The sequence below is a fragment of the Lysobacter sp. H23M47 genome (assembly GCF_015209765.1).
Taxonomy (GTDB): Bacteria; Pseudomonadota; Gammaproteobacteria; order Xanthomonadales; family Xanthomonadaceae; genus Novilysobacter; species Novilysobacter avium.
Genome location: NZ_CP063658.1, coordinates 989,786 through 1,008,512 on the forward strand (window position 1 = coordinate 989,786; position 18,727 = coordinate 1,008,512).

Here is an 18,727-nt window from a genome sequence, read left to right on the forward strand (position 1 = left end):
CTGCCGTGCGCCTGCTACTCATCGGGGGCAATGGCCAGGTCGGTCATGAGCTCAGGCGCGCATTGCTGCCGCTGGGTGAGGTGGTCGTTACCAGCCGCGATGGCCGGTTGTCCGACGGCGGTCTGTGCGATTCGCTGGATCTCGGCCAGCCGGACACCGTCGGGGCACTGGTTGAGCGTATTGCTCCCGACGTGGTCGTCAACGCGGCCGCCTACACTGCGGTGGACCGCGCCGAGGACGAACCCGGCCTGGCGCATCGCGTCAACGCCGAGTCGCCGGCCCGCATTGCGGAGGCCTGCGCGCGCATGGGCGCAAGTCTGGTGCATTACTCCACCGACTATGTCTTTGATGGCCAAGGGCTCCGGCCCTACCGGGAAGACGACCCGACCGCTCCGCTGGGCGTCTACGGCGCGAGCAAACTAGCAGGCGAAGAGGCGATCGGGGGCAGCGGCGCTCAGCACGTCATCCTTCGCACGGCTTGGGTTTACGGGCTGCACGGCAGCAACTTCCTGCGCACCATGTTGCGTCTGGCGGGTGAGAGGGACGAGCTGCGCGTGGTGGCCGACCAGATTGGCTCACCGACGCCCGCGTGGCTGATCGCGGACGTTACCGCGGCGCTGCTGTGGGGGGGTATCGACACCTCGGGGGTGTTTCATCTCGTCGCGGGCGGTCAGACCAGTTGGCATGGGTTTGCCGAGGCAATCATGCATGACGCCGGTAAAGCGGGTCTGTTGACACGTGAGCCGCGTGTGCTGCCGATCACCACGTCCGAATTTCCCACTCGCGCCGCCCGGCCTGCGTATTCGGTACTGGACACGGCACGCCTCGTTGAGCAGTTCCAACTGGAGCTTCCCGACTGGCGCAGCGCGTTGGCAGCAACGCTTCCGACCACGGCCGGCTGTACACGCTGATCGGTCACGCGGCGTGCGCTGATCTGGCGTTCAAACCGCTTGATGCAGTACGCTTCGCCGCGGGGAGCAACCATCAGGGGATGGACCGTCTATCTCGGATGTCCGCAAGGCTGCGGTTTCTGCATGCGTGTGCGTGCGGGTCGGCAGATTGCGGGGCACGCCCGCTTTTCCACCCAGATTTTCACTTCCGAACAGGAGTTGGACTTGAACCGCATTGTCCTGGCAACACTGGCCACCGCGATGTTCGCGGCACTGACGCTGTCACCCGTTTCCGCACACGCCGAATCCACGACTGCAAAGGCGCGCCCGGCCAACATTTCTGCTGGCCAGGTCGATGTGGATCGATACGTCCGCGCTGATCTCTTCGAGTCGATCAAGATCTCGCCCAAAGGCGACTACCTCGCCGCCACGGTGCCGCTGGATAACGGCCAGCGCACCGGCCTGGTCATCATGAGCCGCGCCGACAAGACTATTACCGGCACCTTTTCGCAGGGCAAGAATACCCACATCGATGACTTCCACTGGGTCAACGATGAGCGGGTCCTCATCGGTATCGCCGAGAAACTCGGAGCGCTGGAGGCGCCCCAATCCACCGGCGAGCTGGTGGCGATCAATGCCGATGGCGGCAGGCCGCAGTTCCTCGTTGGCCAACGGATGATGGGCGAGGGTGCCGGGACTCGCATCCAGCCGCGCAAGGTCGAGCGCGTGGCGGCCTATCTTGTTGACCCCCTCCTGAGCGACGACAAGCGGGTGATCATTTCGGTGATGCCGTTCTCGGCTGATCCGTACACGCGGGCCGAGTCGATGGACGTGTACACCGGCCGCAGGGTTCAGGTGGCGAAGGCGCCAGTGCGCAATGCGAGCTTCATCACCGACAACCACGGTGTCGTCCGTTTCGCCGCTGGCGCCGGCACGGACCGACGCCAGCGGGTTTACTACCGTGATGGCGACGGTTCCGACTGGCAACTGATCAACGACGAAAGCGCTAGCAACCTGGTGTGGTATCCGCTGGGTTTTGCCGCCGATGACAGCGTCGCCTACATCGGCAGCACCACGCTGGACGGCCCCGACGAAGTGCTGGCTTTTGATCCCGCTACCGGCAAGACCAAGCGTGCATTGCGCGACAACGACGTCGATCCTGCGATGGTCCTGCAAAGCGTGGGTGGCGCTGCTCCCGTCGGCGTACTGCTGCACGACGGCAAGCCCCGCACGGCATTCTTCGACGAGCAGTCCGAAGACGCACGCCTGTATCGCAGCCTGGAGGCGGCGTTTGCAGGCGATGCGGTTCGCATCACCTCGCAGACCGCCGATGGCAACCTCACCCTGGTCAAGACCTGGAGTGACCGCAGCCCGGGCGACTACTACCTGTTCAATCGCGAGACCAAGAAAGCGGATCACCTGCTGAGCCAGCGCGAGTGGTTCGATCCGCGCGAGATGGCCGAGCGACGCCCGATCACCCTGAAGGCGCGCGACGGTCTGACGCTGCACGGTTACCTGACGCTTCCCAAGGGTGTAGCGGCAAAGAATCTGCCGATGGTCGTGCATCCCCATGGCGGACCGTTCGAGATCCAGGATACCTGGGGATTCGAGAACGATTCGCAGCTGCTGGCCGAAGCGGGATACGCAGTATTGCAGCTGAATTTCCGCGGTTCCGGTGGCTACGGCAAGCCCTTCATCAACGCCGGGCAGCGCCAGTGGGGCCTGGCGATGCAGGACGACCTGACCGACGCTACTCGTTGGGCGATCAAGGAGGGGGTCGCGGACGCCGGAAGGATCTGCATCTATGGCGGCAGTTACGGTGCGTACGCGTCGTTGATGGGTGTCGCCAAGGAGCCGGACCTCTACCGCTGCGCGGTGGGCTACGCCGGGGTGTACGACTTGCCCACCATGCACACCCATGGCGACATCCAGGGGCATGGCTCGGGCGAGACCTACCTGCGTGAATGGATTGGCGAACGCAATGAGCTCGCTGCCGTGTCGCCCAGCAACATGGCTGACCGGATCAAGGCGCCGGTGTTCCTGGCGGCAGGTGGCGAAGACCAGCGCACCCCGATCGAGCACAGCAAGATGATGGAACGGGCCCTGCGCAGCAATGGGGTTCCGGTCGAGACGCTGTACTACAAGAACGAGGGTCACGGCTTCTATCTCGAGGCCAATCGCCGTGAGTACTACACACGTCTTTTGGACTTCCTGTCGCGCCATATTGGTGGAGCGCGCGCCAAGCTCGACTGACCGTCCTGACACCCGCCGCAGCGACGCCAGACGTTTGCTGCGGCGTTGTCACGCATCGTGACGACAGGCCCGGGTGATAGGGCGGATTTTCAGGCTATCCTCCCCGGGTTGCGTTATCCACGGGCCACGCCCACTTCCCGACCGGAGCCGTCGATGAGTACTCCAGCACCCGTCCCCGCCCAGGCGCAACTGACCGTTCGTGCCGTGGTGCTGGCGATTGTCCTCGCGGTGATACTGGCGGCCGCCAACGCCTACCTGGGCCTGTTTGCCGGGCTGACCATCGCCACTGCGATTCCGGCCGCGGTGGTCTCGATGGGTGTGTTGCGCCTGCTCGGCGGCGGCACGATCCTGGAAAACAACATCGTCCAGACCGGTGCATCTGCGGGTTCCTCGATCGCCGCGGGGGTGATCTTCACCATTCCGGCGCTGGTGATCATGGGCTACTGGCCCGACTTCAAGTACTGGTGGGTGCTGGGCATCGCCGGACTGGGCGGTCTCCTGGGCGTGCTGTTTTCGGTGCCGCTGCGCCGCTCGATGATCGTGGAGGATCCGCTGCCATTCCCAGAGGGGAAGGCGGCAGCGGAAGTGCTCAAGGCCGGTGACAATCCCGGCCCCGGCATGCGGATCCTTGCGATCTCCGGTGCGATCGGTGCGGTGGTGAAACTCGCCGCGACCAGCGGCCTGCGCCTGATTCCGGATACCTGGACCCAGTCCACCTATCTGGGGAGTTCCAACATCACCGCGTTCATCGGCACCAACCTCTCGCCGGCACTGCTGGGAGTGGGATACATCGTCGGTCTGAATGTCGGCATCGTGGTGTTGTCGGGCGCCGTCCTCTCCTGGCACATCGCAATCCCGCTGTACCAGGCGTTCTTCATGGGCACCGATCCGGGATTGGCGGCCTCGTTGGCGAATGCCTCATCGGCTGACGCGGCGTTTGCCATCTGGGGCGCCAAGATCCGCTACCTGGGGGTCGGTGCGATGCTGGTCGGTGGTATCTGGACCCTGTTTTCGTTGCGAAAGTCGTTGCTCAACGGGGTCAAGAGTGGGTTCGCCGCGGCACGCAAGAGCACCGGCCCGGCGCTGGCGGAAACCGAGCGCGACCTGCCGATGAAGTGGATGCTGATCGCGCTGGTGCTCTTCACCCTGCCGCTGCTGGCGCTGTACCAGATGATCGTCGGCCAGTGGCTGGTGAGTATCCCGATGACGATCATCATGATCGTTGCCGGCTTTCTGTTTGTCTCGGTGTCGGCGTATCTGGCCGGGCTGATCGGATCGTCCAACAACCCGGTGTCGGGCATCACCATCTCGACCATCCTGTTCGCATCGGCGGTGCTGGTCGTGCTGCTGGGTCCAAGTGGACTGGAGCCGGTGGGTGTGGGTGGCGCACCGTTGGGAGCGGTGGCTGCGATCATGATCGGCGCGGTGGTGTGCTGCGCGGCCGCCGTGGGTGGCGACAATCTGCAGGACCTGAAAGCCGGCTACATCGTCGGCGCGACGCCGTGGAAGCAGCAGTTGATGCTGGGCATCGGCGCCTTCTCGTGCGCCTTGATCATGGCGCCGGTGCTCAACCTGCTCGCCACCGCCTACGGCATCGGCGAGCCCACCCTCGAACACCCCAACGCGCTGGCGGCCCCGCAGGCGAACCTGATGGCATCCGTCGCCCGCGGCATGTTTGGCGGGGACCTGCCGTGGACCATGATCGGTATCGGCGTGGCGGTGGGCGCGGCGATCATCGCCTTCGACGAATGGCTGAAGGCCCGCGGCGCACGCTTCCGGGTGCCTGTCCTGGCTGCGGCCATCGGCATCTACCTGCCACTGGAACTGATGGTGCCGATCTTCCTGGGCGGCCTGCTGTCCTACGCCGTGGAGCGCTTCCACAAGGTTGGCCCGGATGACCATGAAGGCCGCGATCGCGTACACCGGCCGGGCGTGTTGTTTGCCGCGGGCCTGATCACCGGCGAGGCATTGATGGGCATCGCGATCGCCGTTCCCATTGTGCTCTCGGCCCGCGCGGACGTGCTTGCGCTGGCGGTCCAGGTGCCTGCCTCGCAGTGGATCGGGCTTCTGGTGCTGGCGCTCGTGGGCTGGTACCTCTATCGCACCGGTGTTCGCGCTCCCGCAACCGGGAGCTGACGGGACCTGACGGAAGCCGGCACCTCACATGCCAGCGCTGCCGCGCAGCGCCCAAGAACACAACAGGAGTTGTCCATGCGTATTTTCCCTGCTGCCCTGCCGCTGTTGCTGGTACTGGCGTCACCTGGCACCGCATTTGCCGCCGACGTGGCCGATCGTGGCCTGCAACCGCAGGATCTGGCGACGCTTGACCGCTTCGCTTCGCCCATCCTGTCGCCCGACGGCAGCCTGGTCGTGTTCGCCAGGACCGTCACCGACTATGACGCGAACAAATCGTCCACCTCCCTGTGGGTGCGCAACCTGCTGACCCGCGACCTGCGCCCACCTTCCCGGCTCACGCCGGAGGACTGGAACGTCAATTCCCCGGTGTTCGCACCCGATGGCAAAAACGTGTATTTCCTGAGCTCAAAGTCCGGTAGCTCCCAGCTGTACGCGATCGCCGCCAACGGTGGCAAGCCGCGGCAGATCAGCAAGTTTCCGCTGGATGTCGGGAGCTTCCTCATCTCTCCCGATGGCCGGCACGTGGCCTTCAGCGTCGAGGCTTTCGTTGATTGCGGCAGTGACCTGGCCTGTACCAGGAAACGGGTCGACGAGCGCGAGGCGAGCCCCGCGACCGGCACCGTCTATGACCGGATGTTTGTGCGTCACTGGGATACCTGGAGCGATGGGCGCCTGAACCGTGTGTTCGTCGCTGATCTCCCGACCGCACGCGGGACGGTCACCACGGCCACCGCGATCGCTGGCGATGTCATCGGCAACGTGCCCTCCAGGCCATTCGGCGACAACGGCGATTACGCGTGGTCGCCGGACGGCAAATCCCTGGTGCTCAGCGCCCGCAAGGCCGATCGCACCGAGCCGTGGTCGACCAACTTCGACCTCTATCAGGTCAACGCCGACGGCAGTGGCGCGGCACGCAACCTCACCGCCGACAATCCGGCCACCGACTCGGGGCCGGTGTTCAATGCCGACGGCAGCAAGCTGTTCTACCGCGCGATGAAGCGCCCCGGCTTCGAGGCCGACCGTTATGGGGTGATGGAGCTGGACATGGCCAGCGGGCAGCGTCGCGAGATCGCGCCCAAGTGGGACCGTTCCGCCGACAGCATCGCCGTGTCCGCTGATGGCCGCACCTTGTACGTCACCGCGCAGGACGTGGGCGAGCATCCGCTCTTTGCTCTCGACGTGGCTGATGGAGCGGTGTCCCGCATCGCGGCAGAGGGCAGCATCGGTTCGGTCCAGGTCGCCGGCGAGACCCTGGCCTTCACCCGCAACAGCCTGACCAGCGGCAACCAGGTGGTTACCGGCAGCACCGACGGAAGTTTCGAGCGGGCGATCACCCCGGATGCCGGCGAGCTGTTGCCTCAGGTGAAGTTCGGCGAGTTCGAGCAGTTCAGCTTTCCAGGCTGGAACCGCGAAACCGTCCATGGCTATGTGCTCAAGCCATGGAACTACGAGGAGGGCAAGCAGTACCCGGTCGCCTTCCTGATCCACGGCGGTCCGCAGGGCAGTTTCGGCAACAGCTGGAGCACGCGCTGGAACCCGCAGACGTACGCTGGGCAGGGCTACGCGGTCGTCATGATCGACTTCCACGGATCCACCGGCTACGGCCAGGCCTTCACCGACGCGATCAGCGAGCACTGGGGCGACCGGCCGCTGGAAGACCTGCAGAAGGGCTGGAAGGCCGCGCAACAGAAATATGCGTTCCTGGACGGCAGCAACGCCTGCGCACTGGGCGCGAGCTACGGCGGCTACATGGTCAACTGGATCGCCGGCAACTGGCACACGCCCGCGTCGGGCGCCTGGAAGTGCCTGGTCAACCACGACGGCGTGTTCGACACCCGCATGATGGGCTTCGTCACCGAGGAGCTGTGGTTCACGGAATGGGAGAACGGCGGCAGCCCGTGGGACAAGGGCGCGAACCATGAGAAGTTCAACCCCAGCCGCCACGTCGACAAGTGGCGGGTACCGATGCTGGTGGTGCATGGCCAGCAGGACTTCCGCATTCCGGTCAGCCAGGGCCTTGGGGCATTCACCGCGCTGCAGCGGCGCGGGATCGAGTCCAAGTTCCTGTACTTCCCCGACGAGAACCACTGGGTGCTCAAGCCGCACAACTCGGTGCAGTGGCATGACACCGTCAATGGCTGGCTGAAAGCGCATCTGGCTCCTTAAGCCGTATGTGCGACGGCCGCGGTGCTTGCCGCCGCGGCCGGTTTTTCGATGCCTGTAATTTTTCCGGAGTTCCACGATGCCTGACGCAAGCACCGCACTGATCACCGACGACGCCGTCGTCCTGGGGCTGCTTGCGGTCACGTTGGGGGCGGTGTTCTGGACCGCCTCGCGTCCGGGCGGGTTCTGGAAAAAGTTCTACAACATCGTGCCGGCGCTGCTGGTCTGTTACCTCGTCCCCGCCCTCTACAACAGCTTTGGCCTGATCGACGGGGCGGCTTCGGGCCTGTACCCGATGGCGCGCGATTACCTGCTGCCCAGCGCGCTGGTGCTGTTCTGCGTGGCGATGGACATCGGCGCGATCCTGCGGCTGGGACCCAAGGCGGTGATCATGTTCCTGACCGGCACCGTCGGGGTGGTCATAGGGGCGTGGGTCTCGTTCTGGGCAATGGGCCTGATCCATCCCGAAACCGTGGCCGGGGAAACCTGGCGCGGCATGACGACGGTGGCTGGAAGCTGGATCGGCGGCGGTGCCAACCAGGCGGCGATGAAAGAGGTCTTCGAGGTCGAGCCGACGCTGTTCGGCCAGTTCATCGCGATCGACGTGATCGTGGCCAACCTCTGGCTCGCGGTCCTGCTGTTCCTCGCGCCGCGCGCGGACGCATTTGACCGCTGGGTCAATGCCGATACCTCGGCCATCGAGAGCCTGAAGCAGCAGATCGCCAGCTACCAGGCCGAACACGCCCGCATCCCAAGCATGGCGGATTTCATGCTGATCTTTGCAATCGCGCTGGGCATCACCGGCCTGTCGCACTTCCTTGCCGCGCCACTGGTGGACTGGGTGCGTTCGCTGCCGCTGGAATGGCGCCTGCAGGATTACAGCCTGGATTCGCGCTTCTTCTGGATCGTCGTGTTCGCCACGACGTTCGGCGTGCTGCTCAGCTTCACCCGCGCCCGCCAGCTGGAGGGTGCCGGTGCGTCCACGATCGGGTCGGTGTTCCTGTACGTACTGATCGCGACGATCGGCATGCAGATGGATCTCAAATCGCTGGCGGACAGGCCGACGCTGCTGGCACTCGGGGTGATCTGGATAGCGGTGCACGCGGTGCTTCTCATCGGCGTTGCCAAACTGATCCGCGCGCCGCTGTTCTTCCTCGCCGTCGGCTCGCAGGCTAATATCGGGGGTGCGGCGTCGGCGCCGGTCGTGGCGAGTGCCTTCCATCCATCACTGGCCCCCGTGGGCGTGTTGCTCGCGGTGGTCGGGTACGCCCTGGGCACGTATTTCGCCTATCTCACCGGCATCGGCCTGCAGTTCATGGCCGGCTGACCAGGACTTTCCTGGTCGGACGTGCCTGGCATGCCTGCTTGACCTGTTTCGGCTAGAGCCAGCCAGAGCGCTTGAACGCGCGATACAGGGCGAAGACGCCGCCTGCTACCAGCGCCGCGAGCACGGGGTAGCTCCAGCGACCCTGCAACTCGGGCATGACCGCGAAGTTCATTCCGTACCAGCCCGTCACCAGCGTGGGTACGGCAAGCAGTGCCGCCCATGCACCCATGCGCTTGACCACCTCACCCTGGCGCACCGTGACCAGCGCGAGGTTGACGTTGACCGCGGCAGTGAGCATTTCGCGCAGGGTGTCGGTGTTCTCGTTGATACGTACCGCGTGGTCCAGCACGTCGCGGAAATACAGGCGCATCTCCTCGTCGATCAGGTCGGCGCGCGGGCGGGCGAGATGGGACAGCACGTCCTGCAGCGGCGCCACCGCCAAGCGCAGGCGGGTCAATTCCCGCTTGAGATCGTAGAGTTTCTGCACCGTTTGCTTGTCGAACTCGTCGGCGAAGATGTCGGTCTCCAGTGCGTTGAGCGCGTTGCCGAACTCATCCACGATCGGCAGGAGACGGTCCACGACCATGTCGAGCACGACGTAGAGGGCCGCCGCCGGTCCGTGCTTGAGCAGTTCCGGCTCGCGCTCCATTCGGGCGCGCGCGTCGCCGTAGCTGCTGGAGGCACCATGGCGGACGGTCACCAGGTAGCGCGGACCGATGAAGAGGTGCGTCTCACCAAAATTGATCGACCCCTCCATGTTCTGCGCCGTGTGCAGCGCAATGAACAGGGAATTGCCGTAGGTCTCGATCTTTGGCCGCTGGTGCGCGTTGCGCGCATCCTCGATCGCCAGGTCGTGCAGACCGAATTCTTCCTGCAGTTTGTTCAGCACGCGGCTGTCGGGTTCGTAAAGGCCGACCCAGACGAAACTGCCGTCATCCACATCAAGCACGTCGCTGATCGAATCCAGATCAATGTCGCGTCGCTCGCCGTCGGCCGAATACGCGGCGCAGTTCATCACGCTGGCCGGCAGGCTCACGCGTGGAGGTTGCGAGGGTGCAGCCATCGTCAATGTTCCATCCGCGCGCGCTTGCGCAAACCGAGCATCAGGCCGAGGTGGATGGGCAGCAGGAGCACGATCCAGTGGCCGTTCTGTTGGGGAAGTGACTGCAGCCAATGGGTGAACAGGGCGATGATGGCCAGCACGGGCATCGCCTGCAGGAGGATGTCGAACCAGCGGCCCGCCGCGCGGCCCCGTGCCAGACGCCAACCACCGGGCAGCAGCCCCCATGCCAACGGGCTCATCAGCAGCAGGTTGTAGTTGGCCCATCCAAAGCGGTGCGCGGTGGCGAACCATATGAAAAGCATCAGCGCGCCAAGCACGCCTGAAATCATCCAGAACGGCAGCGCCAGGCCGGCAACGGGACGTGGCCGGACGCGTCCGGTCAAGGCGAGCGCGCCACCGATGATCCCTCCGGCCAGCAGCCACAGCCACCAGCGCCGGGGGGTTGCCACGGGCTCCGGATCAAGGCGGTGGGGCAGCAGCTCCAGTTCTTCCACGACCAGCGGCGCGCCGTCAGGACTGTGCGCGTCGCGCAGCGATGCAGCCAGGCGCATGGGTACGAATGCGTCGCCCCAGTTTGACAGTGGCTGGTCTGCGGCCGGACCAAGGCCAAGATCGAAACCCAGCCACATCCAGAAGTCCGGAGAGGCCAGGCGAGTAGCTTCGCTGCGGAAGGTGTCCCCGCGCGACCCACCCATCTGCCGCGCAAGCCCACCATCGAGCGCCCGGTCGAGTGCGTCGCGCACGCGCGTCGAGCAGTTGTCGAGGAAGTAGTCGTAGCGGTAGTGCGCATTTTCGGGGCGTGCGTTCTCGGCCAGCGCCGCTGCCAGCTCCGCTGCATCCGCGGGATCCAGATCGAGCCATTGCAGGCTGACGCCGCGGCCTACATCGCCGTAGTAGGACAGGTCATCCTGCAGCGGCAAGGCGACCAGCTGGTAGCTCATCTCGCCGCGGATGAACCTCGCGATGAAGTCCGGTTCGCTCGGGTCGAAGTAACCGAAGTTGTAGGAAATCGCGGTGTCGTCTGCCGGGTCTTCCACCAGGATTGCGTTGTGGCCGAAGCGCTCGAAGAAGATTTCCCCGGGCTGCATCGTCACCACGCCGATCCGTGGACTCGCAGCGGCGGTGAACGCGCACAGCATGAGCGCGATCAGCGACAGCAGGGCCGGTATGCGGTTGGCGAGGGACGCGGCCGAGGGCGCCCGGCGCGAGGGCGGGGCACCCGCCTCAGGCATCGCCGAGCACGCTGACGTGGAAGGTGTGCACGCGGCGCGCATCGGCACTTGCGACACGGAACACGAAGCGTCCCAGCATCAGTTCCTCGCCCGCTTCGGGCAGGTGGCCGATCGCGGCAATCACCAGCCCGCCGATGGTGTCGTATTCGTCGTCGTCGAAATCGGCACCGAAGTGGTCGTTGAAATCTTCGATCGGTGCCAGTGCGTCGACGATGAAGTGCCCGTCGGCCTGGGCCGATATCAGCGCGTCGGGGTCCTCTGCTTCGTCGTGTTCGTCGTCGATGTCACCGACGATCTGCTCCAGCACGTCCTCGATGGTCAGCAGGCCGGCCACGCCGCCGTGTTCGTCGATGACGATGGCCATGTGGTTGCGGGACTGGCGGAACTCGCGCAGCAGGATGTTCAGCCGCTTGGACTCGGGAATCAGCACCGCCGGCCGCACCAGCGCGTGCAGGCTGGGTGCGCCATTGTCGGCGACCACGCCCTGCAGCAGGTCCTTGGCCAGCAGGATGCCGATGATCTGGTCCTTGTCCTCGCCGTGCACGGGGAAGCGCGAATGGCCCGACTCGACCACCTGCTCCACCAGCGCCTGGAAGGGCATGTCCGCCGGCAGCATCACCATCTGCGAGCGCGGAATCATGACATCGCCCACGCTGAGGTCGGAGATCGCGATCGCGCCCTCCATCATCGTCAGGGTGTCGGCTTCAATCAGCCCGTCGGACTGGCAGTCGCGGAGAAGCTCGAGCAGATCCTCGCGTGAGGTAGGCTCGCCGGACAATGCGGAACTGATGCGCTCGAACCAGGATCGGCGCTTGTCATTGCGATCCGGCGTCTCGTGCGCGGAGGCGGAGGTGGAAGTACTACTGTCGTCCTCGGACATTGCTCGCATTCGGGATACGCCCGGGGGATGGACGTCAGCGCGAGTCTAACGCATGCCATCGTCGCGGCTGCGTCATTTGACGGCGCTAATCTCCAGCCAGATAGGGGTCTGAGATATCCAGGGTGGCGAGGATCTCGCGCTCCAGCTGCTCCATGCACTCGGCCTCGCGCTCGTCCTCGTGGTCCCAGCCCAGCAGGTGCAGGATGCCGTGAACGGTGAGGTGGGCGAAGTGGGCGTTGAGCCGCTTGTTCTGCTCGGCGGCCTCGCGCGCGACCACAGGCGCACAGATCACCAGGTCCCCCAGCAGCGGCAACGTGACCCCTTCCGGCAGGTCCGCCGGGAAGCTGAGCACGTTGGTCGGGTATTCCTTGCCGCGGTAATGGCGGTTGAGCGCCAGGCCTTCGCGGTCGTCCACCAGGCGGATCGCCAGGTCGGCTTCACGTATGCGGCCGTCCAGCGCAGCCGCCGCCCAGCGCCGGAAGCTGCGGGCCGCGGGAAGCCCGCGCCGCGGTAGTCCGTAGCTGATGGAGACCTCGAGAATGGTGGGACCCAGTGTCATCGCCATGGATTCTGATCGGTTCGATCCTGATCGCTTCAGGTGTTGCCAGCGTCGCCGGCTTCGCGCGCGTCGCGCGCCTCGTACGCATTGACGATGCGCGCAACCAGCGGATGCCGCACGACATCATGTGATTCAAAGAACGTGAAACTCACTTCCTCCACTTCGCGCAATACCTCCACCGCATCCTTCAAGCCCGACTTGACGTGTTTCGGCAGGTCGTTCTGGGTCAGGTCGCCGGTCACTACCGCCGTGCTGCCGTAGCCGATCCGGGTCAGGAACATCTTCATCTGCTCGATGGTCGTGTTCTGCGCTTCATCGAGGATCACATACGCATCGTTAAGCGTGCGTCCGCGCATGTACGCCAGCGGCGCGATCTCGATGACGTTGCGCTCCAGCAGCTTGAGCACCTTCTCCACACCGAGCATCTCGTAGAGCGCGTCATAGAGCGGCCGCAGGTACGGATCGACCTTCTGCGACAGGTCGCCCGGCAGGAAGCCCAGCTTCTCGCCCGCCTCGACCGCAGGACGCACCAGCACCAGTCGCTGTACGCGGGATTCGTTGAGCGCCTCCACCGCGCTGGCCACCGCCAGGAAGGTCTTGCCGGTTCCCGCCGGGCCGATCCCGAAGTTGATGTCGTTGGTGGCGATCGCGTGCAGGTACTTCTGCTGGTTCGCCCCACGCCCGCGTATCGTTCCGCGCTTCACGCGGATGACCACTTCCTGCGGCTCCACGTCAGCCTCCGCCGCGCGGGGCGCGTCGGTGCCCGATAGCGCGAGGTGGATGGCGTGCTCATCGAGCGTGTCCTCTTCGGCCTCGCGCCAGAGCTGGCGCAGCACCTTCTCGGCCGTGCGCACACCCGCCTTGGCACCGGTGAGGCGGAAGATGTTGCCGCGGTTGGCAATCTCCACCCCGGTACGCAGTTCGATCATCCGCAGATGGGCGTCAAAGGGACCGGCCAGGTTGGCCAGTCGTTCCACGCCGGGTGGGTCCAGTGCAAACTCGGAGACAGTCGGTGGCGCCATGGGATCAAGGTCCTGCGAGGGCTGGTCAGCTTGCACCGGCGGTCGTCTTTTCGCAAAGTGGCAGAATTCATCCAGCAAGGGGCACGACATGCGGGCACTGCACGCGATCCAGGGGAAGCTGTTGATCGCCGCCATCGCGGCTTGCGTGATGCCCTGCGCCCCAGCCGATGCCGCGCAGGCACGCGCCGATTCGGCGGATATCACGGTGCTGGTCGCCGGTCGCATCCACACCATGGATGCAGCGCGTCCGCGCGCGCAGGCCATGGCATTCGACGGTGAAGGCCGGATCCTCGCCGTGGGCACGCGCGAGGCTGTGCAAGCGGAGTTTCCCAACGGCGCTTTGCTGGATGTCGGACCGACCACGGTGGTACCGGGCCTGATCGATGCCCACGGGCACGTGGCCGGGCTGGGTCTGAACGCGATGCGTGCTGATCTCGCCGGAACCACGAGCAAGGATGAGGCCGTACGGCGATTGCGCGATTTCGCCGCCGATCTGCCGCCGGGCACCTGGTTGCTTGGACGTGGCTGGGACCAGAATCGGTGGACGGAAAAGCAGTTCCCCTCGGCCCGGGACCTGGACGCGCTGTTCCCTGACCGCCCGGTCTGGCTGCGCCGGGTGGACGGGCATGCTGCCTGGGCCAACAGCGCGGCGCTGGCCCTGGTCGAGCGTGACCTGAGCGGCGACTGGCAGCCCGACGGCGGCAGGATCGAGCGCGACGTCCAGGGCCAGCCGACCGGCATCTTCATCGACGAGGCCATGGCGTTGGTCGATGCCCAGGTGCCCGAGCTGGAGGATGAAGTGGCATCGCGGGCGCTGGCGCTGGGCATGCAAGCGGCTGTCGCGCACGGCTTGACCGGCGTCCACGATGCCGGCGTGTCGCTGTCGACGTTGAAGCATTACCAGCAACTGGCCGACCGCGGCGAGATGCCCATTCGGGTATACGCGATGGCCGACGGCGACGGCGAAGCACTCGAAATGCTCTGCCGTGACGGCCTCTACGCGCACCCGGGCGGCCGCCTGCAGATGCGTGCCGTGAAGGTATTTGCGGACGGCGCACTGGGCAGTCGCGGCGCGGCATTGCTGGCCGATTACAGCGACGATCCGGGCAATCGCGGTCTGATGCTGGCATCGGAGCAGCAGTTGGCCAAGGTCACGGCCAAGGCCGAGCGCTGCAATGTGCAGGTCGCTACCCATGCGATCGGTGATCGCGGCAACCGGGCCGTGCTGGATGCCTACGCCGCAGCCCTCGCCAACAAGGTGGGTTCCGATCACCGCTGGCGGATCGAGCATGCGCAGGTTTTGGCCGCCACGGACCTGCCGCGCCTGGGGAGGATGGGTGTGGTCGCATCGATGCAGCCGACCCACGCCACCAGCGACATGGCCTGGGCGGGGGACCGACTGGGCCCGGAAAGGATCCAACATGCCTACGCCTGGCGCGAATTACGCGACAGCGGTGCGCGTCTCGCGCTGGGCTCGGATTTTCCGGTGGAGTCGGTCGGTCCGCGCCTTGGCCTTTACAGCGCCACCACCCGTGCGGACGCCGACGGCGCGCCCGCAGGCGGCTGGCAGCCCGAGGAGAAGTTGACCGCCTTCGAGGCGCTGCGTGGATTCACGCTGGATGCGGCGTATGCGGGCTTCGACGAGGACGCGATCGGCAGCCTCGAAGTCGGCAAGCGGGCAGACTTTGTCGTGCTGGCAGAGGATCCGCTGCAGATCGAGCCGCGGCAGTTGCGCGAGCTGACGGTGCTGGGAACTTACGTTGACGGCGAGGCCGTGTACATCGGCAGGGTCGAGTAAACCGCATCGTAGTACCGGCGCTCGGCGCTCGGCGGTTACCTAATCGGTGGCGAGGTCGGTGTGGGGCTGGCGCCGATCTGCAGGCTTGAAAGCCAGCCGGCGACGGCCTGGATCGCGTCATCATCCAGCGTTTCGGCCACGCCTGTCATGACGAAGCCCGACGTCGAGTCGTCCATGTCTCCATCCCGATAGCCGGCCAGTTTGGTCTGCAGATAGCCGTAATGCTGGCCACGCAGGGCAGGGTAGGCGGCGTAGGGAGCCTGGCCGCCCGGCAGAATACGGTGCGCTGCGGCGGGACCTCGGGCATCGGCGCCATGACACCCCTGGCAGGCGGGAATGCCGCGGGCAGGATCGCCGGCCAGATACAGTTGCTTGCCTTTGTGCAGCAGCGCCGGAGTCAGGTCGCCAGCGGGCTCCTCGTCTCCGGCAGGTACTGCGGATGGGACAGGAAGCGATGCGTAGTACACGGACAGATCGCGCATGTCCTGTTCCGACAGGTCGGCGACCAGCGGCGTCATCGGCGACGGGTTCACGCCGCGCTTGTAGCGGATCAGCTGCCAGTACATGTAGTCGGCTGAAAGACCGGCCAGATTCGGAAAGTCGGTCACCACGGCGATGCCATCGGGCCCATGGCAATTGGCACAGATCTGGGTTTTTTCCCTGCCTGCTGCCGCGTCGCCGCTGATGAGGTCCACGCGACGCAGATCGAGAAAAGGCAACTCCGGTGAATCGGTGTTGCCATCGTCCCCGCTCTGCGCCGGCAGAAGCGGTGTGTACAAAAGTGCCGCCACAGCGAGGATTATCCCGCGCATCTTCATAGCCGCACCTCCACCATCGCCCCGAACATGTTGACGCCATAATCCATCGGCCCACCGTCGGTGTAGACGCGGTGGTCGTGGACGCGGGTCTGGTCGAAGCCCAGGTAGTGCCAGTCCGACAGCCGGGCGCGCTCATAGGTATTGAACAGGCGCAGTCCGACGCGCTGGTTGATCGGAATCGACAGCGACAGGCTCAGCGCATTGGAGCGATAGATCATCGGCGGGTAGGCACCCGTCGCGCTCGCGACGAGTTGCGGATAGGCAAGCGCGTCTGCGGAGGCGAAGTCATAACGGGTCATGCCGCGCGTGTAGGTCCAGTTCCATGACGCATCAAGTCGCGCCCGGCCGATCGATTGGGACCAGTTGGCACCGGCATAGTGGTTGCGCTGCTTGTCGTTGGTGCTCCAGCGGCCGCTGTCTGGATAGGTCGGGCCGCCGAGGTTTGGATCGGCCGTGATGGCCACGTCGTTGGCGTTGGCAAAGACCAGTTCCGATTCGTCATAGCCGTACCATGCGCCGGCCACCTTTCCCGCGGCCGGTTGCCATTCCCACTGCACGCTGGTTCCGAGGGTGTCGAGCTTTTGCCGTCCAACGCGCGCGTCGTAGTCGTTCCAGTTGCCACGGATGGTGCCGCTGAGAGTCATCTGCCGCGGCAGGGCTGCGGTCGCCATTACGCTGAGTTTGTGCTGTTCGCGCTCACCGACGTCGTACTTGCGAAGCTGCGCGATGGTATGTGCGGCGTTGCCGCCCGGCGGCGTGACATAGCCGGGCAGGTCCATTGAAAACGTGAATTCGTAAGGGTTGTACTGGTAATCGTTACCGGAGCGATCGAGGAATGAATAATTCGCGCGGACGTTGAGCCAGTCGATCGCGCGATTGGTCCAGCTGAGGTCGAGCACGTTGTCGCGCGTGGTCGCGAACTCGCGATGGGTGCGTTCGGTCCGGGTAAACGTGAAACCCGCGCCGAGGGTGTTCTTGCTGTTCGGACGCCAGGTGAGGGCCGTAGCCGCCTCCCAGATTTCCTTGTCCAGCGGAAGGTTGCGCACCCGGGTCGGGACCGATGCATTCGGCCCGGGGCCCCAGACGCCCATTTCGCCCGGCACCACGCTGCCCTGGGCACCATTCTCGGCGATGTAGCCGTACTGGCCGGTCAGCGGGTTGTATGCCCAGTAGGTTCCCGAATAATCGTGGCGGTGGAACTTCGCGGTGTTCTGCCAGCTCAGGTTGTTGCCCGGCTGGAGCACCCAGCGCAGATCCAGCCTCTGCGTATTGATCGCCAGATCGGCCTTCTGTTGCGACAGCGATGCCGTGGTGTTCCAGTCGGCGCAGTCGTAGAGAAAGCCCGGAATCGGGATGCCGATCTGGCCCTGGCAGTTGGTGGGCGGCAGGAGACGATCGGACTGCCGCGACGTGCCGAATGCGGCCTTCACCGAGAAATCGCCCTGCCACCGTGTCCGCCTGCTCAGGGTCGCGGAGACGTGGTGGTAATCGTTGTCGGGCTCATAGGAAAACTGCCCGAGCGGGATCTGCGGGGTAACCACTCCGGGGACGACCGCCCACGTGCTGAGGGGAATCTCGTAGTCGAAGCCGGTATAGGCGTTGCGGAAGAAGGATCCCGAATAGCTGAACTGCATCCGCCAGTCCTTGCCGACAAAACGCAGTCCGGCGTTCACGTTGACCGTGCTGTCGTCGACCGGTCGCGGAATCTCGTAGATGCCGCCGTTGTCGGGGAACGGGAAGTTGAAGAAGAACGGCCCGCCGAACGGGCGCGCTCCTTCGCGCGATTCATGGCTGGCATTGAAAGTCGCGACCCACTGACGGGTCAGCAGGTACTCGATCCCGAGTCCCTGTTTGTCGCGCACCACTTTGAGCGTCTCCAGCGGTTGGGCGGCTGACACCTGGCTGACCTGGGCGGAGGTGCTGCCATTGACCGTGAGTCCGTCCTTCAAGGTCAGATGCCTGCTGCCGACGCCGTCCCAGATTGATCGCGCGTTGCCGCTAAGCACGTTTGGCTGGGAGCGAACGAAGGCCTGCACCCTGAATTTCCCGGCCTGGCCGAATACGCCGCGGTAGTACTGGCTGTCCGCGCCGATCCGGTTGGCCCGGAATTCCGCATAGCGTCCCTGATCGCGGCGCACCCAACGAAAGTCGGCGGCGAGGACGAAGCCGTCCTCCCAACTGCTGAATCGTCGCCACTGGGCGTTGGTCTCGTCGCCGTTGAGGTGCAGGTAGCCAAGCGAGAAGATCCCGCCCCCGTGCCAGATATTTTCCGACCCGGTGTCAAGTCCGTAGGGTGCCGGGACGCATCCATACGAATGGCCGGTGGGCGTACGCTTCGCATCGCCAGCCAGCCACGTCATTCCTGCGCGGTCACATTGCCTCGCCCACAGGCCTGCCGGATCCAGCTCGCTCCCGAACTGCAGGTCGATGCCGGTCCCACTGCTCTGCGCGTGCGCGGCAGGCGGAGCACCCAGCCACAGTGCAAGTCCGGCCAATGCCAGCAGCAGTGCTCTTGGATGTCCGTGCATGGCGCGGCCCTCCCTTACTTGTGGAGTCGTGGTCCGGATGGATTGTTGGAACCGTGGA

General features: G+C 65.2%; 13 protein-coding genes. 6 read left to right on the top strand and 7 right to left on the bottom strand.

From position 1 onward, the window contains the following. The first annotated feature begins 5 nt into the window (after positions 1 to 5). The 5 genes from rfbD (at position 6) to INQ43_RS04515 (ending at position 8,769) form a co-directional block, all read left to right on the top strand. On the top strand, positions 6 to 911 hold the full coding sequence (rfbD, locus tag INQ43_RS04495) for a dTDP-4-dehydrorhamnose reductase (RefSeq protein WP_194037233.1): 906 nt from the start codon (positions 6 to 8) through the stop codon (positions 909 to 911). Positions 912 to 1,115: 204 nt separating this feature from the next. Further along, positions 1,116 to 3,143 carry a S9 family peptidase gene (locus INQ43_RS04500; RefSeq protein WP_343221402.1) on the top strand — a complete coding sequence of 676 codons (2,028 nt, stop codon included), beginning with the start codon at positions 1,116 to 1,118 and terminating at the stop codon, positions 3,141 to 3,143. Between the two features lie 153 nt (positions 3,144 to 3,296). Beyond that, positions 3,297 to 5,279, top strand: a complete 1,983-nt coding sequence (locus INQ43_RS04505) for an oligopeptide transporter, OPT family (protein WP_194037234.1) — start codon at positions 3,297 to 3,299, stop codon at positions 5,277 to 5,279. Positions 5,280 to 5,354: 75 nt separating this feature from the next. Beyond that, the gene (locus INQ43_RS04510) at positions 5,355 to 7,445 is read left to right on the top strand and encodes a S9 family peptidase (protein WP_194037235.1); all 2,091 of its coding nucleotides are present in this window, start codon (positions 5,355 to 5,357) and stop codon (positions 7,443 to 7,445) included. A gap of 76 nt (positions 7,446 to 7,521) precedes the next feature. Then, positions 7,522 to 8,769: a DUF819 family protein gene (locus tag INQ43_RS04515; protein ID WP_194037236.1), complete on the top strand. Its 1,248-nt coding sequence runs from the start codon at positions 7,522 to 7,524 to the stop codon at positions 8,767 to 8,769. Positions 8,770 to 8,821: 52 nt separating this feature from the next. Here the strand turns inward: INQ43_RS04515 and corA are convergent, their stop codons facing one another. From corA to INQ43_RS04540, 5 genes are all read right to left on the bottom strand, one after another. Further along, the gene (corA, locus tag INQ43_RS04520; protein WP_194037237.1) at positions 8,822 to 9,832 is read right to left on the bottom strand and encodes a magnesium/cobalt transporter CorA; all 1,011 of its coding nucleotides are present in this window, start codon (positions 9,830 to 9,832) and stop codon (positions 8,822 to 8,824) included. A gap of 2 nt (positions 9,833 to 9,834) precedes the next feature. Continuing rightward, positions 9,835 to 10,971: a DUF4105 domain-containing protein gene (locus tag INQ43_RS04525; RefSeq protein WP_228062666.1), complete on the bottom strand. Its 1,137-nt coding sequence runs from the start codon at positions 10,969 to 10,971 to the stop codon at positions 9,835 to 9,837. An 85-nt stretch (positions 10,972 to 11,056) separates the two neighbouring features. Next, positions 11,057 to 11,944, bottom strand: a complete 888-nt coding sequence (locus INQ43_RS04530) for a transporter associated domain-containing protein (RefSeq protein WP_194035288.1) — start codon at positions 11,942 to 11,944, stop codon at positions 11,057 to 11,059. An 85-nt stretch (positions 11,945 to 12,029) separates the two neighbouring features. Continuing rightward, a complete protein-coding gene (gene ybeY, locus INQ43_RS04535) occupies positions 12,030 to 12,503 on the bottom strand; it encodes an rRNA maturation RNase YbeY (RefSeq protein WP_194035750.1) in 474 nt (157 codons plus the stop codon). A gap of 35 nt (positions 12,504 to 12,538) precedes the next feature. Next, entirely contained in the window at positions 12,539 to 13,525 is a 987-nt protein-coding gene (locus INQ43_RS04540; protein WP_194037239.1) for a PhoH family protein, read from the bottom strand. An 88-nt stretch (positions 13,526 to 13,613) separates the two neighbouring features. On the opposite strand from INQ43_RS04540, the gene INQ43_RS04545 reads away from it, so the two are divergent. After that, a complete protein-coding gene (locus INQ43_RS04545; protein WP_228062619.1) occupies positions 13,614 to 15,323 on the top strand; it encodes an amidohydrolase in 1,710 nt (569 codons plus the stop codon). 35 nt (positions 15,324 to 15,358) lie between these two features. On the opposite strand, the gene INQ43_RS04550 is transcribed toward INQ43_RS04545, so the two are convergent. Both INQ43_RS04550 and INQ43_RS04555 read right to left on the bottom strand, forming a co-directional pair. Beyond that, positions 15,359 to 16,141: a c-type cytochrome gene (locus INQ43_RS04550; protein ID WP_194037240.1), complete on the bottom strand. Its 783-nt coding sequence runs from the start codon at positions 16,139 to 16,141 to the stop codon at positions 15,359 to 15,361. Next, positions 16,138 to 18,669, bottom strand: a complete 2,532-nt coding sequence (locus tag INQ43_RS04555; protein ID WP_194037241.1) for an MtrB/PioB family outer membrane beta-barrel protein — start codon at positions 18,667 to 18,669, stop codon at positions 16,138 to 16,140. The genes INQ43_RS04550 and INQ43_RS04555 overlap by 4 nt, the downstream gene beginning before the upstream one ends. Positions 18,670 to 18,727 lie beyond the last annotated feature (58 nt).